This is a genomic window from Vagococcus fluvialis bH819 (assembly GCF_900163795.1).
GTDB lineage: Bacteria > Bacillota > Bacilli > Lactobacillales > Vagococcaceae > Vagococcus > Vagococcus fluvialis_A.
Genome location: NZ_FWFD01000015.1, coordinates 568261 through 593724, shown reverse-complemented (window position 1 = coordinate 593724; position 25464 = coordinate 568261). Strand labels below are relative to the sequence as shown.

General features: G+C 31.6%; 25 protein-coding genes and 1 riboswitch. Of the genes, 4 read left to right on the top strand and 21 right to left on the bottom strand.

Annotated features, from left to right (window positions below; all coding sequences use genetic code 11):
* Positions 1–114: 114 nt before the first annotated feature.
* The 3 genes from FM121_RS12390 to FM121_RS12380 all read right to left on the bottom strand — a co-directional run bounded on the left by FM121_RS12390 (position 115) and on the right by FM121_RS12380 (position 3313).
* Positions 115–765 (bottom strand): LysM peptidoglycan-binding domain-containing protein, encoded by a 651-nt coding sequence (locus FM121_RS12390; protein ID WP_086952470.1) that lies wholly within the window; start codon positions 763–765, stop codon positions 115–117.
* Positions 766–830: 65 nt separating this feature from the next.
* Positions 831–2264: a RecQ family ATP-dependent DNA helicase gene (locus tag FM121_RS12385; RefSeq protein ID WP_086952469.1), complete on the bottom strand. Its 1434-nt coding sequence runs from the start codon at positions 2262–2264 to the stop codon at positions 831–833.
* Positions 2261–3313 (bottom strand): helix-turn-helix domain-containing protein, encoded by a 1053-nt coding sequence (locus FM121_RS12380; RefSeq protein ID WP_086952468.1) that lies wholly within the window; start codon positions 3311–3313, stop codon positions 2261–2263. Before FM121_RS12380 ends, FM121_RS12385 begins: the two co-directional genes overlap by 4 nt.
* A 28-nt stretch (positions 3314–3341) precedes the next feature.
* Between FM121_RS12380 and FM121_RS12375 the strand changes: the two genes are divergently transcribed.
* Complete coding sequence (locus FM121_RS12375; RefSeq protein ID WP_086952467.1) at positions 3342–3548, top strand: ferredoxin; 207 nt, start codon at positions 3342–3344, stop codon at positions 3546–3548.
* Between the two features lie 116 nt (positions 3549–3664).
* Here the strand turns inward: FM121_RS12375 and FM121_RS12370 are convergent, their stop codons facing one another.
* The 6 genes from FM121_RS12370 to xerD all read right to left on the bottom strand — a co-directional run bounded on the left by FM121_RS12370 (position 3665) and on the right by xerD (position 9711).
* On the bottom strand, positions 3665–5518 hold the full coding sequence (locus tag FM121_RS12370) for an acyltransferase family protein (protein WP_086952466.1): 1854 nt from the start codon (positions 5516–5518) through the stop codon (positions 3665–3667).
* 298 nt (positions 5519–5816) lie between these two features.
* A complete protein-coding gene (locus FM121_RS12365; RefSeq protein ID WP_086952465.1) occupies positions 5817–6392 on the bottom strand; it encodes an ECF transporter S component in 576 nt (191 codons plus the stop codon).
* A 133-nt stretch (positions 6393–6525) separates the two neighbouring features.
* Positions 6526–6656, bottom strand: a riboswitch (FMN riboswitch).
* A 56-nt stretch (positions 6657–6712) separates the two neighbouring features.
* Positions 6713–7432 (bottom strand): pseudouridine synthase, encoded by a 720-nt coding sequence (locus FM121_RS12360; protein WP_086952464.1) that lies wholly within the window; start codon positions 7430–7432, stop codon positions 6713–6715.
* Positions 7433–8032, bottom strand: a complete 600-nt coding sequence (scpB, locus tag FM121_RS12355) for an SMC-Scp complex subunit ScpB (protein WP_086952463.1) — start codon at positions 8030–8032, stop codon at positions 7433–7435.
* Positions 8019–8795: a segregation/condensation protein A gene (locus tag FM121_RS12350; RefSeq protein WP_086952462.1), complete on the bottom strand. Its 777-nt coding sequence runs from the start codon at positions 8793–8795 to the stop codon at positions 8019–8021. Before FM121_RS12350 ends, scpB begins: the two co-directional genes overlap by 14 nt.
* A gap of 19 nt (positions 8796–8814) precedes the next feature.
* Entirely contained in the window at positions 8815–9711 is an 897-nt protein-coding gene (gene xerD / locus FM121_RS12345) for a site-specific tyrosine recombinase XerD (protein WP_086952461.1), read from the bottom strand.
* A gap of 157 nt (positions 9712–9868) precedes the next feature.
* Between xerD and FM121_RS12340 the strand changes: the two genes are divergently transcribed.
* Together FM121_RS12340 and FM121_RS12335 are read left to right on the top strand one after the other, a co-directional pair.
* Positions 9869–10618: a hypothetical protein gene (locus FM121_RS12340; RefSeq protein ID WP_086952460.1), complete on the top strand. Its 750-nt coding sequence runs from the start codon at positions 9869–9871 to the stop codon at positions 10616–10618.
* A 12-nt stretch (positions 10619–10630) separates the two neighbouring features.
* Positions 10631–11218, top strand: coding sequence for a DNA-3-methyladenine glycosylase I (locus FM121_RS12335; RefSeq protein ID WP_086952459.1), 588 nt, complete (start codon positions 10631–10633; stop codon positions 11216–11218).
* Positions 11219–11228: 10 nt separating this feature from the next.
* Here the strand turns inward: FM121_RS12335 and fur are convergent, their stop codons facing one another.
* The 9 genes from fur to dnaE form a co-directional block, all read right to left on the bottom strand.
* Complete coding sequence (gene fur / locus FM121_RS12330) at positions 11229–11684, bottom strand: ferric iron uptake transcriptional regulator (RefSeq protein WP_086952546.1); 456 nt, start codon at positions 11682–11684, stop codon at positions 11229–11231.
* A gap of 118 nt (positions 11685–11802) precedes the next feature.
* Positions 11803–12663, bottom strand: coding sequence for a CvfB family protein (locus FM121_RS12325; protein WP_086952458.1), 861 nt, complete (start codon positions 12661–12663; stop codon positions 11803–11805).
* A 63-nt stretch (positions 12664–12726) separates the two neighbouring features.
* Entirely contained in the window at positions 12727–13278 is a 552-nt protein-coding gene (locus FM121_RS12320; RefSeq protein ID WP_086952457.1) for a GNAT family N-acetyltransferase, read from the bottom strand.
* A 19-nt stretch (positions 13279–13297) separates the two neighbouring features.
* On the bottom strand, positions 13298–13627 hold the full coding sequence (locus FM121_RS12315; protein WP_086952456.1) for an AzlD domain-containing protein: 330 nt from the start codon (positions 13625–13627) through the stop codon (positions 13298–13300).
* Positions 13614–14327: an AzlC family ABC transporter permease gene (locus FM121_RS12310; protein ID WP_086952455.1), complete on the bottom strand. Its 714-nt coding sequence runs from the start codon at positions 14325–14327 to the stop codon at positions 13614–13616. Before FM121_RS12310 ends, FM121_RS12315 begins: the two co-directional genes overlap by 14 nt.
* 73 nt (positions 14328–14400) lie before the next feature.
* Positions 14401–15582: an MFS transporter gene (locus tag FM121_RS12305; RefSeq protein WP_086952454.1), complete on the bottom strand. Its 1182-nt coding sequence runs from the start codon at positions 15580–15582 to the stop codon at positions 14401–14403.
* A gap of 125 nt (positions 15583–15707) precedes the next feature.
* A complete protein-coding gene (gene pyk / locus FM121_RS12300) occupies positions 15708–17462 on the bottom strand; it encodes a pyruvate kinase (RefSeq protein ID WP_086952453.1) in 1755 nt (584 codons plus the stop codon).
* 51 nt (positions 17463–17513) lie between these two features.
* Positions 17514–18476 (bottom strand): 6-phosphofructokinase, encoded by a 963-nt coding sequence (gene pfkA / locus FM121_RS12295; RefSeq protein ID WP_086952452.1) that lies wholly within the window; start codon positions 18474–18476, stop codon positions 17514–17516.
* A gap of 203 nt (positions 18477–18679) precedes the next feature.
* Positions 18680–21982 carry a DNA polymerase III subunit alpha gene (dnaE, locus tag FM121_RS12290; RefSeq protein WP_086952451.1) on the bottom strand — a complete coding sequence of 1101 codons (3303 nt, stop codon included), beginning with the start codon at positions 21980–21982 and terminating at the stop codon, positions 18680–18682.
* 128 nt (positions 21983–22110) lie between these two features.
* On the opposite strand from dnaE, the gene FM121_RS12285 reads away from it, so the two are divergent.
* Positions 22111–22299 carry a YjzD family protein gene (locus FM121_RS12285; RefSeq protein ID WP_086952450.1) on the top strand — a complete coding sequence of 63 codons (189 nt, stop codon included), beginning with the start codon at positions 22111–22113 and terminating at the stop codon, positions 22297–22299.
* Between the two features lie 24 nt (positions 22300–22323).
* Here the strand turns inward: FM121_RS12285 and FM121_RS12280 are convergent, their stop codons facing one another.
* From FM121_RS12280 to FM121_RS12275, 3 genes are all read right to left on the bottom strand, one after another.
* Positions 22324–23532 (bottom strand): multidrug efflux MFS transporter, encoded by a 1209-nt coding sequence (locus FM121_RS12280; protein ID WP_086952545.1) that lies wholly within the window; start codon positions 23530–23532, stop codon positions 22324–22326.
* A 71-nt stretch (positions 23533–23603) separates the two neighbouring features.
* The gene (locus FM121_RS14480; RefSeq protein WP_179203868.1) at positions 23604–23777 is read right to left on the bottom strand and encodes a hypothetical protein; all 174 of its coding nucleotides are present in this window, start codon (positions 23775–23777) and stop codon (positions 23604–23606) included.
* 212 nt (positions 23778–23989) lie between these two features.
* Complete coding sequence (locus tag FM121_RS12275; RefSeq protein ID WP_086952449.1) at positions 23990–25426, bottom strand: NCS2 family permease; 1437 nt, start codon at positions 25424–25426, stop codon at positions 23990–23992.
* Between the last annotated feature and the right edge of the window lie 38 nt (positions 25427–25464).

Below are 25464 nucleotides of genomic sequence, written 5' to 3'. Positions count from 1 at the left end.
TTGTTTACACCTTTACTTTATAAATTAAAAGAGGCTGACTCAACTGTCTGCCTCTTTTTATTTTAACAATAATATTTGTAGTCAAGAGATTCACAAGACTTTTGACTCTTAATTTTATTTAATTCTAATTTGTTGACCTGGTTGAATATTTTGTATATCTAATCCTGGATTTAATTGATAAATAACACTTTCATCAATACCATATGTTTGAGATATCTTCCAAATACTTCTATTGGCATCACTATCACCATAAGATACAGAACTTCCTCCAGCTACTTGTTGTTGGTTATTTGTATCTTGAGCATTTCCAGCATTATTTTGATTGTTTTGTGCCTCGCCTGGTGATACTTCTACATCAGCAAATTCTTTTGATGAAGAAGAACTTGATCCACTAGTTGAAGATGTACTACTTGATGTACTTGAACTTGTCGAACTACTTGATGTTTTTTCTTTTGTTTCTGAAGATTTTTTAGCTACTTTAGAACTATCTTCGATAACAACTGAACTTTTCGCAGTCTTGCCTTCGTTCATTTTAGTGTTCATATTAAAATACAAAATAGCTGATACAGGAACTAACACAATTAAGAATAATAACACAACTAGTATAATGACATACCAATTTTTGCCTTCTTCTTGAACTCTTCTGTCTGTTCTTGAATTACCATCATCTTCTATTTCTTCTTTTTCATCTTGACCCTCATATATGGGTTGATCCCAAGGTTCTTTTTCGTTTAATTCATCTTTATCATTATCTTTTCTACTCACTTATTAACCTCCTCAAAAACTTCTGAATTTATTCTATCACATATTAACATATATTTCTTTAAAAATTATATTAAAAACAATTTTTTTAGAATCTCTTTAGAATTGATAGCAACTTCTGTATTTTTTTCTTGATTAAATGCCTCTTCTAATCCTGGTATTTCTAACTGACATTTATCACAGCAAACTTCCTGTTTCACTGTGTGATAACTACTATTAAAATAATTTAAGATGAACTGGCGACGGCAATAAAAACTATTTATGTACATTCCCATTTTTTGAGTTTTATTTTTTTTTTCAAATTGCTTGATTCTTATATTTTTTTCAAACAATTCCCAATCCCAATGACTTTTCTCCAACTGTACTAACCACTTTTTTTGAATGTCTGTCAAAATATTTTCATATTTTTTAAGTTCATCTTTTGTTTTACCTTTTAAAAATAATAAATCTTTTTTTTGATTAAAACTTTCCTCTTGTAAATAATAATGAATGCGTTCATCTCCAGATTGGTAGAGTAAAATAGAAAGGCTTTGTTTTCCATCTCTACCAGCTCTTCCTGATTCCTGAACATAATTTTCTAAACTATCTGGCAAATGGTAATGGATAACAAAACGTACATTTTTTTTGTTAACCCCCATTCCAAAAGCACTCGTGGCACACAATATTCGAATATCATCTTTAATAAACTGTTGTTGAATTTTCATCCGATCAATAGCTGCTACATCCCCGTGATAAAATGCTACTTTATAGGGTAATTGGTTATTTAAAATACTTGAAACTCTTTCGGCTTCTTTTTTACTTGAAAAATAGATAATTCCTGGAATATTTCTATTTTTTAAAAAGTTTAGCAAGTAGTCTGTTTTATCTTCACAACTTTTAACTTGATAAAATATATTTTCACGATTAACCGAATAAGAAAATTTTGTTAACTCTCCAGATGAAAATATTTCTTCCTCGATATCTTTAGCAACCGATTCTGTTGCTGTTGCTGTTAATGCTAATGTTAAAGGATTGTTAAGCTTTGACAAGCACGCCTTCAACTCTAAATAACTTGGTCTAAAATCATGCCCCCACTCGGAGATACAATGAGCTTCATCAATTACAAATAATGAAATCGATAGTTTCATAAATTTTTGAATGACATCACTTTGATTTAAAGTCTCTGGACTAACAAAAATGAATTTAAATTTTTCTAAATTAGATAGTACATATTTTTTTGATGAAAAATCTAACGTACTATTGAGGGCAATGACAGATTTTTCACCCATTTCTCGCAATTGAGAAACTTGATCTTCCATCAAAGAAATTAATGGTGAAATAATGACTGTCTGACCATTAAATAAATAACTAGGTAACTGATAACAAAGAGATTTACCTGTACCAGTTGGTAAGATTGTAAATGTGTTTTCTCCTCTTAACAGCGATTCTATGGTTTCTTTTTGGCCAATTTTAAATGTTGAAAAACCAAATTTATTTTTTAAGATTTCTTCTAAATTATTCACTCTATCTTCTCCTGTTCAACTAAACTAAATTGAAACATTTTAAATTCATAAAACGTCAAGCCTGAAACTGCCGACACTGCCTCTTTATACACCCATTTTCTAAAATCAGGTTTTTCTTTTCTGTATTCATTTAATTGATTGATTTTATCATCTGAAATAAACAATAAATTATTTTTTTCGCCTTGAACTAAATAAATTTCAATTAGGTGATCCACTATGGTACTTTCTTTAAGGTTTCTTATCATACTAATTTCTTTAATTGATTTATTTTTAATAAATATTTCCTTTGTAATTAAGCTGCTTTCTTCTTTCACCAATCCTTTTTCAATTTGAATAATATCAAAAAAGACTGGGAATTTTTCATGCTTTTGTTCTATTAAAAAAATCAATTGATGAACAGCATTCTTAAATTCTAAATAAGCAAATATTATGTCTACATCATGTTCCTCCGCTATTTGTTGAAGGGTTTCTCCTATATGTTCATGTCCAACAAGTTGCTTAAAAATATACGTTTGTTGCTGTATTGATAAATATTCTGTTAACAACAACCACTCTTCATAAAACTTGGGAATAATATTTTCACTTTGCATATTAAGCCATCGTTTCAATTGCTGTTGCCGATATAAGCTATTTTCAATTGGTAAATAATTACGTTCTTTATAAGATTTTTCAGATAAAACTTGGGTAGTAAAAATAAGCCTCTGCCAAACTTTTATATCCCATTTATAATAATGTAATTGATTCAAGTACTCTAAATTGGGAAATAATACCTCTTCATTTATAATTTTTATTCCCTTTTTAGATATTTGAACAGCACCTTCTTCAGTATCAACTAAGTAATTTTCTTCCTTTAACTGGGCAATCATTTCTAGATAACTGTCTTCTTTTAATTTAGGAAATAAATAAAAATAATCCAACACATTATAAAAATAACCATAAGATAGAATTGATGCTGTTTTTTTTCCTTTTAACAAATGATATAATGTTGATATTCGCATGGAATGATTACTATTAAAGCAACTTAAAATAAAATAATGGTAAAATGTCATGATTCACCTCGATAAGGAGTTTTTTTATATGTTATGTAAAATTATACCAAAAAAATGTATTGCATGTGGACTTTGTCAGATTAAATCCCCTGAATTTTTTGACTACTATGATGATGGTATAGTCAAATTTCGCGATACTGAAGATAAAGAAGTAATACTCTCTGACACCTTGCCTGAGACGCTTCTAAACGCTTATAAAACATGCCCAACACGTGCTATTATCATCGAAAAATAAAAAGAGAGGATGCACCATAAATAGAAATTTATGATGCAACTTCTCTTTTTTAATAAATAAACATCAAATTTATTCTTCTTATCTTTTTTCACATTAACTATTTTCATCGTAACTTCTTATTTTAAAACATCATAAATTTCTTTTCCTACAAAATTAGCAAAGATAACAGCTCCCTCAGGTGTTAAATGCACGTTATCACCATCAAACCAATTACCATACCCTTCAGAATATTTTTTCCAATCAATTACATGAGCATTATCAAATCGATCTGCTGTTTTCTCTAACTCTGTATTGACTGTTTTTTGCCAAGGTTTTTGAACCATAGTATTTACAAAAAAGACTGGTCTGTTATCTACTTGTTTCATTACATTGTCAACATCACTAGATGTAAAACTTCCATTTGTTCCTAAAACAACGATAACAATATCTCCCAATTTATCTTCTTTATTAGTTTTTTTAAACACATCTTCACTGTTCATGAACTGCCTACCTACTTCTGCATCAATAAAATTATTTGGGAAGACTTGTTGTAGCTCTGGTGCCGCACTCAACAACAATGAATCACCTATGGCACTTATTTTTTTAGCTTTTAAAAATTCACTTTCCGTATTTGTTAAAGTAACTAAATTATTTTCTTTTGTTGATGAATCTGTTGTTTCTGCAGTGGTAGTATTTGTTTTTTCTTTCTCTGAAGATTTAGACTCACTTGTTTTAGGCTTAGAAATTAATTTTTTATTTTTTTCTAATTTTTTTTGTAATGCTATACTTTCTTCTGTTCTTCCTGATGGTGCACTAACTAAAGCATAAGTAAATGAAATTGTAAATGTTAATATAATGCCTACAGTTAATTTTCCATTTAAAGATTCTGTTAAATCTTCAAATCGATTCGTACCAATTTTATTTGTTTTTTTCCAATCAATATCAAATAAAACCAGTTGAACAATCCGATAAGTAATTTCTGATAATAATAAAATAAGGATTAGTTGGATAATAAGGTGAATAAAGCTATGATCACCATTCCACTTAATTGTTTTTTCATAGACAATCATCACAGGAAATTGCCATAAATAAATTTCATAACTTCTGGTTCCAATCCATTTAAACAACGGATTAGTTAAAAATTGATTGGCTTGATTACTAACGATAACAGTACCTAATAAAACAGAACTACATAAACTAAATAAAAACATGCCACCCCTATAGGTAAAACTCCAATTATCTTTAATCAATATAAGACCTAATAAAACTAATGCTAAAGACACAACAAAAGCACTTATTTTATATTTACTATCTAATTTTTGTAATATTTCATCTTTCTCTCTTAAGAAAACAGCCAAATAAGCTCCCATTAAGATGGAGAATATTCTTGTATCCGTTCCATAATACACTCGGTTTATGCTTTCTGGCTGATAGATAAATGCCATCAGTAATCCCGATATGATAACTCCTACTAAAATAAAACTTTTCAATAAATGATAATCTTTTCTTTTAAAAATGAGCAATGCTAATATAATTGGCCAAATAATATAAAATTGACCTTCAATAGATAATGACCATAGATGTGTAAATGCAGATTCATTCCCAAAACGATCAAAATAAGAAGATCCGTTAAATATTTGCCATATATTATTAATATTTAATAAGCTTGTTAGAAAAATTTGTTTTAAATTTTGTAATAAATCTTTAGATAGAAACACAAAACTACTTCCAGATACAACAAACATCATGATTAAAGAAGGATAAATCCTTCTGGCTCGTTTAAAATAAAAACTTTTAAGACTTATTTTTTTTCTAGACTCCCACTGATTTAGTAATATATCTGTCATTAAGTATCCTGAAATGACAAAAAATAGCGTCACACCTAAATAACCACCAGGCATTTTACTTGGAATTAAATGGTAGAGAATAACTCCAATCACTGCAATCGAACGCAAACCATCTATACCTGTAATATATTTTCTTTTATTCATTAGTTAAAACCTCTTTTGATATTCTTTATATGACATATATTAAGGTATTTTTACAAACATTTCAAGTTATGTAACAAAAACAAATACCATTAATGCTATTAAAACGTAAAATTGTGAATTTTTTATGTTTTTTTATTATAAAATATCCTATTTATGATAAAATTACGTTGTTTTTATTTAATATAATAGAAATATTAGAAATTTTTCGTAACAAATAAAATGATTAACAAAAAAGTTTTCAAACCAAAAATCAGGCTTGAAAACTTTTTTAAAGGTTAAAATTAAATTAAAAAGCATACTATTTTTTCACTATAATCATTCTTTTTTGAATAACCGGAATTAATTTTTTATATGTTGCAAAAAAAACAACACTGACAGCTAACCCTTTAAATAAATTAAAAGGTACAATGCCATATAGAACCATCTCTTTTATCGGCATGCCAAAATTCATCCCTGCTAAAGAAATATAAAGTGGTGTAATAACAAAATAGTTAGCGATAGCCATAAATACTGTTAAGGCTAATGAACTGATAGTCATCCCAATTACTAAATTTTTATTATTATTTTCTCTTTTCATCATAAAATATATAGGTAATAGCATTATAACTGATGCTATAAAACCAGTTAAATTCCCAATCAAACTTAAAACATGTCCACCATGCATTAAAAAGTTGAGTGTCGAACGAATAAAAGCAATCGTAATCCCTCCTACTGGACCTAAAACAAAGGTTCCGATTAAGATGGGAATATCACTGAAATCCAATTTCAACCAGTCAAATCCTGGTAAAACAGGTATTTCTACTAATAATAATAAATACGAAAATGAAGCTAATAACGCTGCGACTACCATCTTTTCTGTCTTGCTTTTTCTCATGAGAGAATCCTCCTATTAAGGAACATCTTCAGACATGTTTCAGAACTTTCAAATAAAAAACTGCCTTTTCATCTATTCTCTACAAAGAGCAAGACAAAAAACAGTGCATTATCTGATAATATTCTCAAATAAGCCCTATCTTCTTTACTCCAGACTCTAACTGTCGGTACTGGAATTACACCAGTTCGGCAAAAATGAAAAATCACTTAAGCTCGTGGACTATAACCACCGGTCGGGAATTACACCCTGCCCGTGAAGACGACCTTTTTTTATTTTTTTAACACTTTAATTATAACCAATTAGTTAAAAATTTCAACTATTTATCCTTTAGCCTCAACTAAAATTTGACTAACTTCTTTTTTACTTAGCTCACGATACTGTCCTGGTCTTAAACCGGTTAATTCTACGCTACCCATTTTTTCACGTTTTAACTTAATAACTGGAAATTTAATCATTTCGAACATTTTTTTCACTTGGTGATTACGTCCTTCATGAATTGTCAATTCGATGACACTAGTTTTTTTAACATGATCATTTGAAATGACTTTATATCTTGCCGGAGCTGTTTTTCTACCATCTATTTTTAATCCCTTCGTTAAAGGTCTTAACTCTTCTGGTGTTGGACAGCCTTTGATTTTTGCTACATACGTTTTAGGAACCTCATGTTTAGGATGAGTTAAGATATTAGCAAATTCGCCATCATTTGTTAGTAAAAGCAAGCCCGATGTATCGTAATCCAGACGACCTACTGGGAAAATACGTTCACTAACACCTGGGAAGTAATCCGTTACTACAGTTCTATTTTTATCATCACTTACTGCTGATATAACACCTCTTGGCTTATAAAATAAATAATAAACATGTTGCTCTTGGTAAACTGGCACGCCATCTACTTCTATTTGATCATTACTTCCCACTTTAATTCCTAATTCTTTTACCTTTTTACCATTTACAGATACTCGACCTTCAAGGATCATTTCTTCTGATTTTCTTCGAGAAGCAACACCACAATGTGCTAATACTTTTTGTAATCTTTCCATTTAATTTCCACCTTGTTCTTCTATTTTTTCAAACTGTTCTTTAAAACGATCAAAAAATAAATCGTTTGGTATTTCTTTTTCTGCGTTTATTTCTAATTGATCCACTGTTGGCAACTCGTTGATTGATTTTAAACCAAAATAATCAAAAAAATAAGCCGTCGTACCATATAGAATAGCTCTTCCTGGACCTTCTACGCGTCCTTTTTCTTCAATCAATTGACGAGCTACTAATTTTTGGACTGAACCCGACGATTGAACGCCTCGTAACTCTTCAATTTCTGGACGTGTTATAGGTTGTTTGTATGCTACTATTGATAAACACTCTAACGCTGCTTGTGAAAGATTTTGATTAATTGAAGACTGCGCAAAAAGCTTGAGTACATCCGCATACTCTTTTTTGGTACTCAATATGAAATGATCTCCCACTTCTAATATTGTCACAGCTCGTTCTTCATCTTTATCATATTTTTCTTTTAAATCTAAAATAAATTGATACATATGAGCTGTCTTTTTATTTAAAATATTAGCCATCTCGTTTAATGTCAGCCCTTCATTTCCTGCAACAAACAGAAGAGCTTCAATTTTGCTAAATACTTCCATGGCTTACCTCTTCCATCTCTTTTTTTCGATACAAGACAATTGGTTCTTCTTTATTTGATTGTTTAGCAATTACTTCACCTGATTTAACTAACTCTAATAAAGCTAGAAATGTCGTCACAATCTCGTTTCGAGTGAACATGTTAAATAATGACTCAAAATGAATCCCTTCACTTACTCTAACTTTAAATAATTGACTAAGAATTTCTTGAATCTTGTCTTCTATAGTATATTCTTCTGTCAAAATACTTGCTGTATCTGGACCTAGTTCTTGTTGCCTGTTAACGATGTCACTAAAGGCTAAGAATAAGTCAATAGTCGTAATTTCATTAGGCTCTAAAGGAATAACTTCTTCTCGGTAATCACTCAAATTAGTAGCTTCCTTTGTATAGTATTTACCTCTTTCAAATTCTTTATCTTTAAGTAAAGAAGCAGCATATTTATACTTACGATACTCTAATAACTGGGCTACTAATTGATCTCTTGGGTCTATCTCATCGTCATACTCACCAATCCCTGACAAATCAACCTCTAATTTAGGAAGTAACGTTCTGCTCTTGATTGACATCAAGGTTGCGGCCATAACAATATACTCACCAGCCAATTCTAAATCTAATTCTTGCATTGAGCGAATGTAAACCATATATTGTTCTGTAATTTCAGCAATTGGAATATCATAAATATCAATTTCTAAAGTTTTAATTAAATGAAGTAACAAATCAAGTGGTCCTTCAAATTTTTCTAATTTTACGTTTAATTCTTTCATTATTCAATCCTTCTTATACTTATGCTCTTGGGAAATAAGTTTTGTAAACATCTGCCATTCTTTTTTTACTTATATGTGTATAAATTTGTGTAGTTGAAATATCAGCATGTCCTAATAATTCCTGAACCACTCTCAAATCAGCACCATTTTCTAATAAATGAGTAGCAAAACTATGTCTTAACGTATGTGGTGTTACTTCTTTTTCAATTCCTGCTTGAACAACATATACTTTAAGATTTTTCCAAATTCCTTGTCTTGAAAAGCCTTCTCCTTTGTAGTTTAAAAAAAGAATATTAGGTTTTTCTTTCGTATTTTTAGCTAATAATTCAGGTCGAGATTTTTCTAAATAAATCTCAACCCATTTTATAGCAACATCTCCTAATGGGATAATCCGCTCCTTATCTCCTTTGCCAATTGTTTGAAGTAACCCTAAAGACAAATGTAGATCGTCTAATTTCAAAGATATCAACTCAGTTACCCTTAAACCTGTAGCATACATCACTTCTAAGATAGCTCGGTCTCTTATCCCTAAACAATTTGATGTATCTGGTGATTCAATTATTTTTTCAACTTCTTTAATTGATAATGTTTTTGGTAACTTTTTGGCTTTTTTAGGAGTATCTATGTGTTGCATTGGATCATTATCTGTAAATCTTTCTTGTCTTAAAAATTGATGATATTTTCTCAAAGTAGAAACCATTCTTATAATGGTAGCTGATGATTTATCTGTGTTTTTAAGATATTCTAAAAAATCAAGGACAGTATATCTATCAATATCATCTAGAGAATCGATTTGTCTTTCATTTATAAATAAAGCATACTGATTCAAATCTCTTTGATAACTCTGGATGGTATTTTCAGATAGACCTCTTTCAATTTTTAAATAATGCAGATACTCTTGTATTTCATCTTTCATCTGTACACCCCACTTACCGTTTTCTATTTTAGCAGTTTTTACTACTTAATACTATTATTATGTAAACTATTTTTGTTTTTATTCAAATAGCGATAGACTTTTTTTTCTGTAGAATATACAATGGTGGTACTGCTAAAAAGAAGGGGTGTGATAGTAGTTGTTACCAAGTCAATCTGACTATAAAAATCTTCACTTGTTTAACATAATTAATGTTAATAATGATAATTATTACAAAAAATTAACCACATATTTTGAAGAGAAAAAAAGCTTTTTCAAAATATCTATTATTTTAGATATTCCGATTGTTTTTGTTTTAGCCCTATTCAGCACTATTCACTTTAAATCTTGTTGGTGGCTATTTTTTATCTATTTTCTTATTATTTTTATAATTAGTTTTTTCATTATTTGTTTACCAGTTTATTCATCCTTAGTTAAGACGACAAAGGAAAAAGAAAAAACTCTTTTTAATGAAGTTGATAAACATTTAACAGAATTAGCCAACCAAAATTATTTTTCAGAAGAAGCAAAAGCGAAAAGACTCTTAAATCAAGAGTTTGAGCTTATAAAAATCCAACCTTTATCTTCCTCTCGAATTAATTTAATTTTAAACAATCAAAAATTGGCTTCACAAGCAGTTGATTTTTACCATAAAAAAACAAATGACATCGATTACTCAACAACTATTTTCTTTGAACAACAACCCTTAAAGCCTGTTGCTTTAGCAACAATTAATTTTATAGGTCCTGATAAAAACTTCTCAATTCAAGCGCAAATTCCGATTGAATACGAATTAGTTAATGGTCTGGTAAGCGAACAAATAGTTTATTTTGATAAGACTGATTATATTGTTAATCCGACTATTTACATTGATCGACAACATTTCAACGAAATATATAAAATAAATTAACAGAGGTGACATGTGGATGAGTTAAAATGCCCTTGGGCAACTCGTAGCGAATTAGAATTAGTTTACCATGATGAGCAATGGGGATTTCCCTTACTTGATGATGATTTATTATTCGAGATGTTAATTCTTGAGACAATGCAAGCTGGCCTAAGTTGGACAACTATTTTAAATAAAAGAGCTGGAATGAAACTAGCCTATGATAATTTTGATCCTAAAATCATTCAAGAATATGATGATGAAAAAATAAACGAACTACTTAATAATGAATTGGTTATCCGTAATAAATTAAAAGTTAAATCCACTGTCTCAAATGCGAAGGCTTTTCTTAAAATTGTAGATGAATATGGCAGTTTTAGTCATTTCATCTGGTCTTATGTTGATCACACACCGATTCAAACGACAGCAAGTACCATGAGCGAGGTGCCAAACTTCACACCCTTAGCTGAAAAAATCTCTAAGGATTTAAAGAAAAAAGGATTTAAATTTATCGGACCTACTACCGTTTACGCATTTATGCAAAGCATTGGCATGGTAAATGATCATTTAACTTCTTGCCCTATTCATGAACATGCAAAAAAAGCAGCAACTCACTTAAAATGAGTTGTTGCTTTTATTCTTTTTTATCCAGACAATTATGACAAATACCATGAAAAGTTAGGCGATGATCTGTCACTCTAAATTTAAACCGTTTCTCGACAATTTGTTCTACTTCACCTAACAAGTCATCTTCAACCTCTTCAATATCGCCACATTCTAAACAAAGCAAATGGTGATGAAAATGTTTAGCTCCTTCTTTTCTCATATCATATCTAGCTAAACCATCAGTGAAACTTATTTTATCTAAAATTTTTAATTCTGTTAACATTTCTAACGTTCTATAAACGGTGGCTAAACCAATATCTGGAGCTTTTAATTTTGCTAACATATAAATTTCTTCCGCAGATAAATGGTCTTTTTCATTTTCTAATAAAACTAAGACGGTTGTTTCTCTCTGAGGAGTTAATTTGTAACTTGCTTCATGCAGTTTTTTCTTTATTCTAACTAATGACTCCATAGTATTTTCCATGGGCACTTGCGCACTTCCTTTTTATAATCATTATAATTTATTCTTGATTCCCAAAAAATCACTTTGTATAAATTATAATTTATATAAATCTTAAAAGCAATCATTCTCAATTAGATTTTTATTTTTTTACTAAAATTGTCCAACCATCTTCTTGAGTAATCAATCTTTCCTTCATCAATGAACCTAATGCTCTTTTGAATTGGCCTTTGCTTACTGCAAAAGTTGTTTGTATTTCTTCAGGTGTTGATTTATCTGAAAAATTGATTTTACCTTCAGGTGATCTTTCTAAAAATGTTAAAATCATTTGAGCATCTGATGAGATAACTTCATGTGATCTTGGTTTTAAAGAGACATTAACCACACCATCAGGTCGAACACCAATCACACGTCCAGAAACACGTTCACCTAATCGTGGCTCTTCAAAACGTTCTGAAGGGTGTATAAAGCCGATTTGCTTATCATCTGTAATAAAGAATGTTCCTACTAATTTTAAGCGGTAAACGATCCCTGTCACATCTTTATTATGCATTTCTTCAATAGTTCCTGCAGTCGACATTGCTAAAAATTCCACGTCGTCAGCAATGGTTGCCCATAGACGATCCTTTTCATCTACTTTTAATGAGACTAATAAATGGTCTCCTTTTTTTGGCCATAAGTTTCTCATCTCTGGTAGCTCATCTAAAGAAACCACAACTTCTTTATCTTTTAAACCAATATCAACAAAAACACCTAAGTCTTTTCTTGACGCAATTACTTCTGCAAATTCTTGATGATCTTTTCTTACTGAAGGAAGTGTTGTTGTAAACACATTTTGTTGTTTTTGATTTTGATAGGCAAAACCTTCTACCATGTCTCCGATTTCTCTTTGTCCTTCTTCTTTATCTAATAAAAAAGTGATACCATTTTTTTGGACAAAATAGCTATGATCATTTTCGTCAAAGATCATGCCAAGCCAAACGCTACCTATTAATTCATTCATTTTTTCCTTCATCCTTTCAAAGTCAACTTAGTATACCATATTACAAGGTGTCAAAAAATAATTTTAATAGCTCTCAATCAATAAATCTGGTGTAATTTGATGGTATATTTGGCTGATTTCTTTAATTAAGCTCTCTTCTGGTAATTTGCTTGTAGAGAGTGTCATTATTGCAAATTCTACGCCACCAAGTTTCATGTTTGTTTTTCTTCTAACAAAGTCATTTTTTTCATAAAAGCTCAATCGTCTATTTCTAATAACCTTCTCTTCTTCAGTCAAGGCAAAGTCGGGATCTTCTGACTCAATCACCAATTCTTTGATTATTGGGTTATTTTTAATCCATGTCACCATTTTACTTCCGTAACCAGAACCTCTCAAATCGCTCGTGACAGCAAAGTAATCTAATATCTTAATTTCCTCAGAATACCAAGAGAAACAAGCATAGGCTTTCGTTTCCATCCCTTCTACCATTATAAAACACGCGTACTTGCCTTGATCATACGCCTTTAGAATAGTTTCTAGTGTTTTTAATTCGTTTTCAGGAAAATCTACTACCATGTATTGATGATATATTTCAAAGAACTCTTCTTTTTTTACTTCTTTAAACTGTAATGTCACACTATTTCCTCCTGTTAAATTACATCATATACCTTATAAGTCCCATACTCACAATCCCAACAATAACTGTCCATATCAAACTTTTAGTTAAAAAACCAATTATAATGGTTGGAATACTTGCTAATAAATTTTCAGTGTGTAATCCTGTCATTTCACCAGCCTTAGAAATAAAGAGTGTTTGAGCAAATAATGCTGTTAGAATACTCATAGGAATATACGACATAAATTTTTTAGTTCTATTAGAAAATACCATTTTTTTACTAAAAATAAAAGGAACAACTCTGGGTAACCACGTGACGATACCACATCCAATTATCGTTAAAATAATTAGCACATTATCTTTTACCATCCGTCACCACTCCTACTCCACAGCCAATTAAAGTAGCTATTAAAACACTCATTTCCTTTGAAATCAAATGAGATAACAAGTATAAACTAAATACTACTGTCCCCAAAATCAATAATGTTTGCCCCGTTTTATTTTTTATTGGATATTCTATCTGTAAAATAATCAACCCGATAAACATCGCAACTAAAGCATAGTCCAATCCGATTAAATCAGGATCTGGTATTAAATTACCTAACACAGCACCTAACCAAGTTGAAAAAATCCACGTCAGATATGCTGTTATATTTAGTCCTGTTGTCCACTCAAAGGAAACGGCCTTTTTATTTGAAACAGCTGTCATTAAAACACCATAAGATTCATCTGTCAGTAGTGTTCCAATACCAATCGATTTAGGAATAGATAGCAAATTAAAATACTCTGATACAGAAAAACTCATCAAAAAATGACGCAAGTTGACTAAAAAGGTGGTAAATATAATCGCAGAAATAGGTGTCCCTGTAACTAGCATGCCAGTAATGATAAATTGAGAACTTCCCCCATAAACAATGATGGACATCAAAACAACTATCCAGATTGATAATCCCGAACTTTTACCAACAACTCCTGCAGCAATTCCGATACCTAAATACCCTAAAATCGTTGGGATACAAGCAATTACTCCCTCTTTAAACGTTTCATATCCTTTAGAATAACTTGTCATATTACCCCTCCTTTTTTGATTATAATAAAACACGAGCAATCTCACATCGAAATTGTTCGTGTTTTTAATTTGTTTATTTATTTTCTTCTGTTATTTCATTTGAAACTGGTTCCTTCTTCCATCTAAGTGAGAGGAAACTTGTTATTAATAGTACTAATGAAGAAACATAGTAAGGGTAAAAATGATTCACATCAAATAAAAAGCCTGATGCCATTGGTCCTAATATATTACCAAAACTCGTAAAAGTTGAATTTAAGCCATTAATAGTTCCTTGTCTGTTCCCAGCATGCCGAGATAAATAAGTTGTGATTGCTGGTCGAACTAAATCAAAAGCTAAAAAGACAATAAAAGTTGAAATTATGACAACCCAATTATTATCTGTAAAAGCGATTACTCCGACAAAAATAGCACTAGCAAAGAAAGAAATACGGATTAATCCAACTTCACCCACCATCTTAATCATCCCATCAAAGAAGACAACCTGACAAATTAACGCTAAAATCCCACTTACAGTAATGATTAATGCAATTTCAGTTGTATTAAATCCAAAATTAATAACTGCCATAATGCTATAAATAGATTCGAATGCTTGCAGACCAAAAGAAGAAATCAAGATGACAATAAAAGGAAATGTATATAATGGATTCTTGATAATTTCCTTAAATGAGCCTTCAGATGAAACTTGACCATGCATGATTTTCTTTTCTGGTTCTTTCAAAACAATAATAGTTAAAATACACCCTAAAAACCCTAATATAGCGGCAGCAAAAAAAGGTATCCTCATACCAAAATGAGCAATAAAACCACCTAATCCTGGACCAATTATAAAGCCACCACTAATAGCAGCAGATACTAATCCCATTGACTTAGGTCGTTCTTCAATCGTCGTTACGTCAGCAACGTACGCTGTCACAGAAGGCATTATTAAAGCTGCTCCTATCCCCCCTAGTGCCCTTGAAACGTATAACCAACTCACAACTTGACCTAGTCCAAATATCAACTCAGAAATACCAAATATCAGCATCCCCGCAGCAATCAATTTCTTTCTGCCAAATTTATCAGAGATATGTCCCGCAATTGGTGATGCTATTAATTGAGCTATAGCAAAAACTGAGACAAGAGTTCCCATTGTTGCTCCAGATAAATGCATTGATTCTTTTAACAAAGGCATAACAGGAATAACTAAACCAACACCCATAAACACTATAAATAGATTCGTGATAGCTAAATAAAGCATCGTATTTCTATTCTTCATACACTACCTCCTTTTCAATTCAATCCAGATTATTCTACACCATCTTGTCTGGTAAAAGCTAATATTTTAGATTAAAAAAAAGAAAAAGGAATAAATTCCCTTTTCTTTTATAAATAAGCTACTAATTAAAATGCTGTTTCGCCTTCGTAGATAGTTCCTTGACGTGGGTCAACAGTAATTGTTGAGCCATTTTTAATTGAACTTACTGCGTCTACTGCTCCAACGACAACTGGGATTCCTTCAGCGATTGCTACGACTGCAGCGTGAGAAGTTAATCCACCTTCTTCAACAACTAAAGCAGAAGCTTTTTCGATAGCTGGCATGTAATCTTTATCCGTTGTTTTAACAACTAATACAGAGCCAACTTCCATCATGTTAACTGCATCTTTAGCACATGATGCCACAACAGCTTTTGCAGAAACTGGTGTATCACCAATTCCTTGACCTGCAGTTAATTTAGAACCAATTAATTGAATTTTCATCAAGTTAGTTGTTCCTTTTTCTCCAATTGGAGCTCCTGCAGTGATTAAGATTAAATCGCCATCTTTAGCAAAACCAGTTTCTTTTGAAACTTTAGTTGCTAGAGTGAACATATCATCTGTTGAAGATGGTTTTTCAGTTACTTGTGGGAACACTCCCCAGTTAAGAGCTAAGCTTCTTGCATTTCTTTCGCTAAATGTAACAGCAACAATGTGTGCTTTTGGACGGTATTTAGAAATCATACGAGCTGTGTGACCTGAGTCAGTAGCTGCAACGATTGTTTGAATACTTAAGTTTTTAGCTGTATGTCCTACGGCTTGACCAATTGATTCTGTCATATCTGCTTTTTTATATAATTTAAGGGCGTAAGCATCTCTGTCGACTAAAACTCCTTCAGTACGAACAGCAATGTTGTGCATTGTTTTAACGGCTTCAACTGGATAATCACCAGCAGCTGTTTCACCTGATAACATGATAGCGTCTGTACCATCATAGATAGCATTAGCCACATCACTTGCTTCAGCGCGTGTTGGACGTGGGTTATGTTGCATTGAGTCTAACATTTGAGTTGCTGTAATAACTGGTTTACCTAAAGCATTACATTTTTTGATCATTTCTTTTTGAACAACAGGTACATCTTCTGTTGGAATTTCAACACCCATGTCACCACGAGCTACCATTAAACCAGCAGATACTGTTAAGATATCATCTAAGTTATCAATACCTTCTTGGTTTTCAATTTTAGAGATGATTTGGATGTGAGTCGCATTTTCTTCTTCTAAAATTTTTGTAATTTCTAAAACATCGCTTGTACGACGAACGAAACTTGCAGCGATGAAGTCAACATCGTTTTCAATACCAAAACGGATATCAGCAGCATCTTTTTCTGTAATACCAGGTAAGTTGATGCTTACGTTAGGAACGTTAACACCTTTTTTATTTTTAAGAACGCCTTCGTTTAATACTTTTGTTACTAATTCGTTGTTAGCTGAATCAATTTCAATTACTTCCAGATCGATTAAACCATCATCTAGTAAAATATGACTTCCAACAACAACATCATTAATTAATTCAGAGTAAGTAACAGAGAATTTTTCTCTTGTTCCTTCTACTTCTTTCATTGCAATTCTAGTAATATCTCCTGTAGAAAATTCAACAATACCATCTTTCATATTGTTTGTTCTAATTTCAGGACCTTTTGTATCTAATAAAAGTGCCACTGTTTTACCAGTAATTTTAGCTGCTTCACGAATATTTTTGATACGTGCACCATGCTCTTCAAAATCTCCATGTGAGAAATTTAAACGAGCAACGTTCATCCCATTATTAATTAACTCAACTAACGTTTCAAGTGACTCACTAGCTGGTCCGATTGTACAAACAATTTTTGTTTTTTTCATTAAAAAACGCTCCTTAGTATTATTATTTTATTTTAAAAAGAAAATAACTCATTAAAATGAAATCTGATGATTTAAATCGTAAAGACTTAAATCTGGATGGTGTTTCTTAGTTTCTAGTGTTTCAACAATGTCACTAGCAACTAATTCATTATTAAGAATTCCAACGCATAATCCACCTTTTCCTTCTTTTAATAAATCAACAGCATATCCACCAAACTTACTTGCTAATACACGATCTCGTGCAGTAGGAGATCCACCACGAACGATATGTCCTAAAACGGATACTCTTGCATGAAAATCACCATGTTCAGCTAATTGGTCTGCAAAATCATGACCTGACATAACACCTTCAGCTAAAATGATTAAACAATGTTTTTTCCCACGATCTCGGCCTTGTCTAATTTTATTAGCAACTTGTTTCATATCAAATTCATGTTCTGGAATAATGATATCATCAGCGCCACCAGCAACACCAGCCCATAAGGCGATATCTCCAGCGTCACGTCCCATTACTTCAATAATAAATGTACGTACATGAGATGTAGCTGTATCTCTAATTCTATCAATAGCATCTAGCACTGTATTAATCGCTGTATCAAAACCAATTGTAAAGTCTGTAGCAGGAATATCATTATCAATTGTTCCTGGTACGCCAACAGCGGGAAAGCCACGTTTTGTCAAAGCTAAAGCGCCATGATATGAACCATCTCCACCAATAACAACTAAACCTTCGATACCGAATTTTTTTAATTGTTCAATACCCTTTAATTGACCTTCTTCTGTTGCAAATTCAGGGTAACGTGCAGAATATAAACATGTTCCACCTCGTTGAATAATATCCCCAACATCTGGTACATCCAATTTACGGATATCTCCGGCAACTAAACCTGCGTAACCGTAATTTATTCCGTATACTTCCATTCCTTCGTGGATTGCTTTACGTGTGACTGCACGAACTGCGGCATTCATACCTGGTGCATCTCCACCACTTGTTAAAATAGCGATGCGTTTCATAAGCGTATTCCCTCACTTTAACTAATTTGTATGTTCTGTATTTTAATTATGTATAAAATACTTAAATCCAAAAATCATTTTACCATTTTTTAGCAGAAAAGTCTTTCGATATCCGAAAAAACTATTGAAAAAGTTTTGAAAACGGATAATTTATTCACCTTGACAAAGAAATGAGCCTTTACTTGAGCGATTTGCCTAAATATTTATTGAAAAATTACTGTGTTATCCCCAAGTATCTTGAAAACAGCATTTGTAAAGGCCTCATTTTCAGTTACCCAAAAAACATCATCTAGAAGGATTTTTTTATTATCAAAAACTAAAATCACAGGTAAATCACCTTTGTTTATTTTTAATAATTGCTTAATTTTATTTAAATAGCTCGTTGTGTCGAACTCTTTCATAATCTTGATATAGCATTTTCTACTTTCATCAAAAGGTATTATTTCATTTGCTAATTTAATATTTTCAGCTAACAGTTGTGGCATTTGATTATATTTACTCGCTTCTATTTTACCATTTATTAAATAAACGTTATTCTCAGAAATCGTTTGATTTAACTGCCTAAACAATTGTGGGAAAATAGTAATATCTATATCTTTAGAGCCATCATTGGCTGAGAGAAACGCCATTGATTCTCCTTTTTTTGTTCTAATTTTTTTAATATTAGTAACATACAATAAATATTGACCTGTATCCCCTATATTACTTTCTAGAATAGTATTAATGTGACGGCCTTTTCTTAAATAATTATAAGCGTCTATTGGATGTCCCGAAATATAACTACCAAGATACTCAGCCTCTTGATTTAATTTTTCTTCGAGGGTAAAATCAGTAACATTTTCTTTTTTCAGACTAAGGACTTCTAGTAAATCAATACTTCCTCCAGTATATTCAATATTTCTAATAGTACTATCTAAGTCAGTAATTAATTGTTTCCGATTACTGTGAAGTGAATCAAAGGCTCCGATATAGATTAAAGGCAATATGTTGGCTTCTTTGAGCCATTTTCCATTCATACGAATCAAAAGATTTTCTAATGATGTATAAGGTCCATCTGTTTTCCTAATAGTTATAATATGTTGAATAAAATCTTTTCTAATTCCTTTAAGACTAGAAAAGCCAAATAATATTTTCCCTTTATTTAAAGTAAAACTATAGTCGCTTTTATTAATATCTGGAGGTAAAATGGTCACATTGTATTTTTTAGCATCTGTACTATACTCATTAATCTTTACCGGATTATTTTTAACCGAATGTAATAATGCCGAGAAAAAACATTCTGGATAGTGAACTTTTAAATAAGCCATTTGATAAGCTAAAACAGAATAAACCACTGCATGAGATCGGTTAAATCCGTAGTTAGCAAAGCGTTCAATATAATCATACACTTCGCTTGCAACTTCTTCTGTGTAGCCTTGTTCTTTTGAGCCTTTAATAAAATGCGCTCTTTCTACATCAAGAACATCCTTTTTCTTCTTACTAACTGCACGTCGTAGAATATCTGCTTGACCTAAACTAAATCCAGCCATAAGAGAAGCGACTTGCATAATTTGTTCTTGATAAACAATAACACCGTACGTATAATCTAAGATATTTTTTAAATTATCATGAGGATAAATAATTTCTTTTTTACCCTTTTTTCGATCGATGAATAAATCAATATTTTGCATTGGTCCTGGTCTATACAAAGCATTTACTGAAGCTATATCTTCGATTGAACTTGGGCCTAATTTTCTAAGAACTTTTTTTATTCCATCTGACTCAAACTGAAATATTCCTACTGTCTCACCCTTTTTAAAAATGTCTAAGGTTGCTTGATCATCTAAAGGGATTGTTTCAAGATCGATCGTTTCTTTATACAAATAGTTAATCGAATCTAAGGTATTTCCGATAATAGATAGATTTCTCAAGCCCAAGAAATCCATTTTCAATAATCCTATTTCCTCAACCTCTCCCATCGCCATTTGCGTCAAAGGGATGTTATTAGTTCCCTGTTGCAGTGGGATTAAGTTAGTTAAATCTTGGTCACTGATGACGACTCCTGCCGCATGTGTAGAAACGTGCCGTGGTAAACCTTCTATTTTTCGTGCTGTCTCAAATAATAATTTGTTTTTTTCAGAATGAGCGACTAAATCACGTAATTTATGTGATTTCTCAAAAGCCTCATCAAGAGTTATTTTTAAGACATTCGGAATCGTATTGGACCAAGTATTAGCTTCATTTGGTCTCATTCCAAAAACTCGACTAACATCTCTGAGTGCCATCTTGGCCGCTAAAGTACCAAATGTCGCAATTTGGGCTACACGATGATATCCGTATTTGTTGCTAACATATTGTAAAATTTCTTCCCTTTTGTTGTCTGGTATATCCATATCAATATCGGGCATTGTATAGCGTTCCTTGTTTAGAAACCTTTCGAAAAGTAGCCCATATTCTATCGGATCGACATTAGTAATACGCAAAACATAAGATACCAGAGATCCTGCAGCAGAACCACGACAAGCAGTTACAATATTATTATCCCTGGCATATTTCATAACATCCCAAACAATCAAAAAATAGTCATCATATCCCATTTCATGTATCACTGAAAGCTCCATCGTCAAGCGATCAATATAATTGTGGTCATTTTGTAATTGCCTTTCAAATAACCCTTTAAAACAAAGTTCTTTTAAAACTGACTCAGATGTTTCGTCCTTATTTAAGGGAAACGCAGGTAATAATTTTTGTTGTAGCAACATTTCAAATTGACAAGATTTACAAATGTTCAGGTTATTTACCAACGCCTCTTCTAACTTTTTCGATTGAAAATTTTCTTCAAAAACCTTCTTTTCTGGTAAATAATAAGGCCCAGAAATTTGTTCAAAATCAATATTTATTTGTTCTCCACTATCTATATGTTCTAAGACTTCCACAGAAAAATGATCACTTGGTGTTAAATAACGAATATCCTGAAGAGCGACTAAAGGAATATCGTATTCTTGACAAATATCTAGCCATTCTTGTTGAAAATCCTGCAGAACTATACCTTGATAAATAGAATTTTTAAATAATCCCTTCAATTCTCTAGTATTTTTAAGAAATAAATCAAGTTCTTTTTCATAAAGATATCTCAACTCATTCATACCACTTGGTAAAATAGCTATCAAATGCTCAGTTAATGTTTTGATGTCTTCTAAATGAATAGGCGTGTCATTTTCCATTCTTAATGAGGAAATTTTGATTAAATTTTGATAGCCTTCTTGATTTTTAGCTATCAAAATAAGTTTATTGAGCGCTTCTTGTGTGTGCTCGCTCTTATATGTTAAAGTCATTCCAATTAACGGCATAATATTTTTTTTATGACAGGTATTATAGAATTCTACAACACCATGCATGGTATCAATATCCGTAATTGCCAAATATGAGTAACCTAATTCTTTACTTTTTGAGACCAAATGATCAATTTTATTGGTACTTTTTAACAGTGAATATGAAGTTAATACTTGAAGTTGCCCTAATTCCACTTGATCTCTTCCCCTTTACATTTTATAGATAGTATAACATAAAAATTTTAAGTCATAAAAAGGTTGAATCTGACTTTACTTTTAAGTTTAAGCTTGGTAAAATTATTTTGAAAAGAGGTGCATATAGTATGAGTAAATTAATTGTTCTTCTTTGGACTTTTATTTTAGGACAAGTTGTAGGTTATATTGGTGGAGCTTTAACTCAAGGTACATATGATTTTGTTAAAGTAACTATTGTTTCTCTTATCGTGGGCGTAATTATTATGCTTATCGGTGAAGTTGCTTTACCTAAAAAAGAAAAAACAGCTGCAAAATAAAAAAACAGACAAATGTCTGTTTTTTTATTTTTTTAACGGGTTTTTAAAAGCTAATTCTCCTTTAAAATTAAAAAAAGTTAAGCAAATATTAGCTATAATCAAAATACTTGTTGCCACAAACACTGATCGATAGCCATAACCGTTCGCAACAGTTGATCCCACAAGAGGTCCCATAACTTGTCCAAAATTAGTAAACATATTATTAAAACTAAAAATACGACTAACACCTTCTGGAGGAGTTAACTTACTAATCAACGTGTTAATCGAAGGCATCAAAGCACCTGTTGAAAATCCCATTAGAAAGCGTAAAATCCCTAACTGAAATGGGGATTGAACCATGGACATTGGAAAAACACAAATAACTGAAAAAATAAGACCTGCAAAAAGAATTCTTTGGTTCCCTATCCGATCACCTATTTTACCTAGTATTGGTGAAGAGATAAACGTAGAAACACCTGCTACTGATACAATTAATCCACTAACAAATAGTATGTTTTCAGTTCCACCACCAAGTTCTCTAATATACAAAGTTAAAATAGGGCTGATACTAGTAATTCCTATTTGTAAGATAAGAGATGTTACAAATAACCCAATTAATACAGAAGGATTTTTGACTAACTTAAATACTTCTTTGGTTGATAACATGTTTTTCTTTTCAATTGGTTTAAAATCTTCCTTGACTAAAAAAATAGTGAGAAGTGTATTAATTAAAAGAATTGTACCTGTAACAATAAATACATTCTTTATCCCTACCGTTTGCGCAAGAAAACCACCTAATGAAGGACCAATCAAACTACCAGCCACACCACCTGTTGCCAGTGTTCCCAATGCCCAACCACTCTTCTCTTTAGGGGCTTGTGAGGCTATCATTGCCGTTGCATTTGGAATATACCCCGCTAAAACGCCATTAAAAAAACGCATAACTAACAACCAAAATACATTAGGTACAAATGCTAATGAACCCATAGTTATCGCCATACCAGAAGCTGCTCTAATCATCATTAGCTTTCTACCTCGTCTATCCGCTAAATTCCCCCAAATTGGTGAAAAGATTGCAGCTGAAAGAGCTGTCACACTGATGGATAAACCAGCATAAAATTCTATTTTATCTTTAGGAGCACCTAATTGTTCGATATAAATCGGAATAAATGGCATGACTAAACTAAAACTAGCTCCCGTAAAGAAACATCCAATCCACGCAATGTACATATTCTTTTTCCAGTCTATTTTCATTAAATGAATCATCACCCTTCTACAATGAAATTAAGTATATACCATAATTAGAATAAGAACATCTTTAACATTTATTTTTCTTTTATTTCATTTAATACAGACGTGAGTTCACTTCTCTGCATATCCATCTTTTCTTGAAAGCGAGAAAAACGGTATTCCCAATCATAATTTTTAATTCTACTTTTTAAGTTATTAATATCTAACAAAATTTGTTCATTTTCTGATATTTGTTTATTTATGGTCATTTCAATCTCCAATCTTCTTTTATCTTATAGTTTACTCTATTTAAAGGATATTTTCTATTATGAACAAAAAAGGATAGATCAAAAGACGATTTATTTTTTGGATTCTACTGTAGAAGTAAACTTTTTGGCCCCCAATCATTAAAATCTATTCGTATAAATAAAAAACGAGACTGACATTGAGCCAGTCTCACATTCTAAGAAATATCATTTTTTTATAGAGTTGCCATAACAATAAAGTTAATTAAGAATAAACCAGTAACGATCCAAAGAACTGGAGAAATTTCTTTTGATTTGCCTTTAACAACTTTAATAATGACATAGAAGATAAAACCTGCTGCAATTCCATACGAGATACTATAACAAAGTCCCATAAATACGGAAGTAAAGAATACTGGGATGGCATCTTCAAGGTCTGTCCAATTAATTTCTTTAAAAGAAGACATCATCATGACACCCACTAATATTAACGCTGGTGCAGTTGCTTGTGCTGGTACAATTGCCACAATTGGTGACAATAAACTGCTTAGTAAAAATAAAATTGCTACCACTACTGATGTTAAACCTGTTCGTCCACCAGCGCCAATACCCGCTGCACTTTCTACAAACGTCGTGACATTAGAAGTTCCAAAAATCGCTCCTGCTGATGTTGCAATTGCGTCTGAAAATAGAGCTCTATCCATTTTTGATTTAAAGCCTTTGCTATTAGCTACAGCCTCTTCTTCTTCTTGAGAGAAAATACCAGTTCTACGACCTGTTCCAATAAAGGTTCCGATTGTATCGAAAATATCAGATAAACTAAACGCCAGTATTGTTAATAAAACTTGTGGTATCTTCGAAGCGTCTGAGAATAAGGATGGTAAACCATTTGAACCAAAGGCAGCTCCAAAAGTAGTTCCTAATTCCTTAATTGAGTTACCTAAAGAATTTTCTTGAAAATTAACCTGTGATAAATCAATTACACCCATTGGTAAAGCAATTAATGACGTAACTAAAATACCAATTAAAATAGCGCCTTTAACTTGCCTAACCACTAAAATACTTGTCAAAATCAAACCAATTATTGCAAGTAAAACAGCTGGATTATTGAAATTGGCCAAAGCTGGTACAATTCCACCATTTGAAACAACATTTGTTGCCGCATCTCCTTCAACTGTTGAAGAAATAATGCTATTAGAATCTGAAGTAAATTGTAAAAAGCCAGCATTCTTAATTCCTACATACGCAACAAAAATGCCTATCCCACCACCAATGGCATGTTGAAGACTTTCGGGAATTGACTTGATAATTAATTTTCTAAACTTAGTAACAGTAATAATAATATTAATAATACCACATAAAAACACCATTGCTAATCCTTGTTCCCATGTATAGCCTAATCCCATAACTACTGTAAAGGTAAAGAACGCATTTAAACCCATACCTGGCGCCTGTGCATAAGGGACATTGGCGAATAGCCCCATAATTAACGTACCAATAGCAGAACTGATAATTGTTGCTAAAAATACTGCTTGAAATGGCATTCCTGATAAAGATAAAATTGTTGGATTAACAAATAATATGTAACTCATTGCAAAAAAGGTTGTTAAACCTGCTACTATTTCAGTTGAAACTGTTGTTCCGTTCTCTTTTAACTTAAAAAACTTTTCCATTTCTTAATTATCCACCCTTATCATGTACTTTTCGTTCG

Bases quoted from the DNA above. Each gene is read 5' to 3' on its own strand.
- FM121_RS12310 (WP_086952455.1), bottom strand. From the start codon at position 14,327: ATGACAAGTTATTCTAAAGGATATGAAACGTTTAAAGAGGGAGTAATT.
- xerD (WP_086952461.1), bottom strand. From the start codon at position 9,711: ATGAAAGATGAAATACAAGAGTATCTGCATTATTTAAAAATTGAAAGA.
- FM121_RS12275 (WP_086952449.1), bottom strand. From the start codon at position 25,426: ATGGAAAAGTTTTTTAAGTTAAAAGAGAACGGAACAACAGTTTCAACT.
- FM121_RS12350 (WP_086952462.1), bottom strand. From the start codon at position 8,795: ATGAAAGAATTAAACGTAAAATTAGAAAAATTTGAAGGACCACTTGAT.
- FM121_RS12375 (WP_086952467.1), top strand. From the start codon at position 3,342: ATGTTATGTAAAATTATACCAAAAAAATGTATTGCATGTGGACTTTGT.
- scpB (WP_086952463.1), bottom strand. From the start codon at position 8,032: ATGGAAGTATTTAGCAAAATTGAAGCTCTTCTGTTTGTTGCAGGAAAT.
- FM121_RS14480 (WP_179203868.1), bottom strand. From the start codon at position 23,777: ATGACCATAAATAAACAAATATCAGAAAATGAACAAATTTTGTTAGAT.
- FM121_RS12315 (WP_086952456.1), bottom strand. From the start codon at position 13,627: ATGGTAAAAGATAATGTGCTAATTATTTTAACGATAATTGGATGTGGT.
- pfkA (WP_086952452.1), bottom strand. From the start codon at position 18,476: ATGAAACGCATCGCTATTTTAACAAGTGGTGGAGATGCACCAGGTATG.
- FM121_RS12280 (WP_086952545.1), bottom strand. From the start codon at position 23,532: ATGAAAATAGACTGGAAAAAGAATATGTACATTGCGTGGATTGGATGT.
- FM121_RS12285 (WP_086952450.1), top strand. From the start codon at position 22,111: ATGAGTAAATTAATTGTTCTTCTTTGGACTTTTATTTTAGGACAAGTT.
- FM121_RS12325 (WP_086952458.1), bottom strand. From the start codon at position 12,663: ATGAATGAATTAATAGGTAGCGTTTGGCTTGGCATGATCTTTGACGAA.
- FM121_RS12360 (WP_086952464.1), bottom strand. From the start codon at position 7,432: ATGGAAAGATTACAAAAAGTATTAGCACATTGTGGTGTTGCTTCTCGA.
- pyk (WP_086952453.1), bottom strand. From the start codon at position 17,462: ATGAAAAAAACAAAAATTGTTTGTACAATCGGACCAGCTAGTGAGTCA.
- fur (WP_086952546.1), bottom strand. From the start codon at position 11,684: ATGGAAAATACTATGGAGTCATTAGTTAGAATAAAGAAAAAACTGCAT.
- FM121_RS12380 (WP_086952468.1), bottom strand. From the start codon at position 3,313: ATGACATTTTACCATTATTTTATTTTAAGTTGCTTTAATAGTAATCAT.
- FM121_RS12305 (WP_086952454.1), bottom strand. From the start codon at position 15,582: ATGAAGAATAGAAATACGATGCTTTATTTAGCTATCACGAATCTATTT.
- FM121_RS12370 (WP_086952466.1), bottom strand. From the start codon at position 5,518: ATGAATAAAAGAAAATATATTACAGGTATAGATGGTTTGCGTTCGATT.
- FM121_RS12365 (WP_086952465.1), bottom strand. From the start codon at position 6,392: ATGAGAAAAAGCAAGACAGAAAAGATGGTAGTCGCAGCGTTATTAGCT.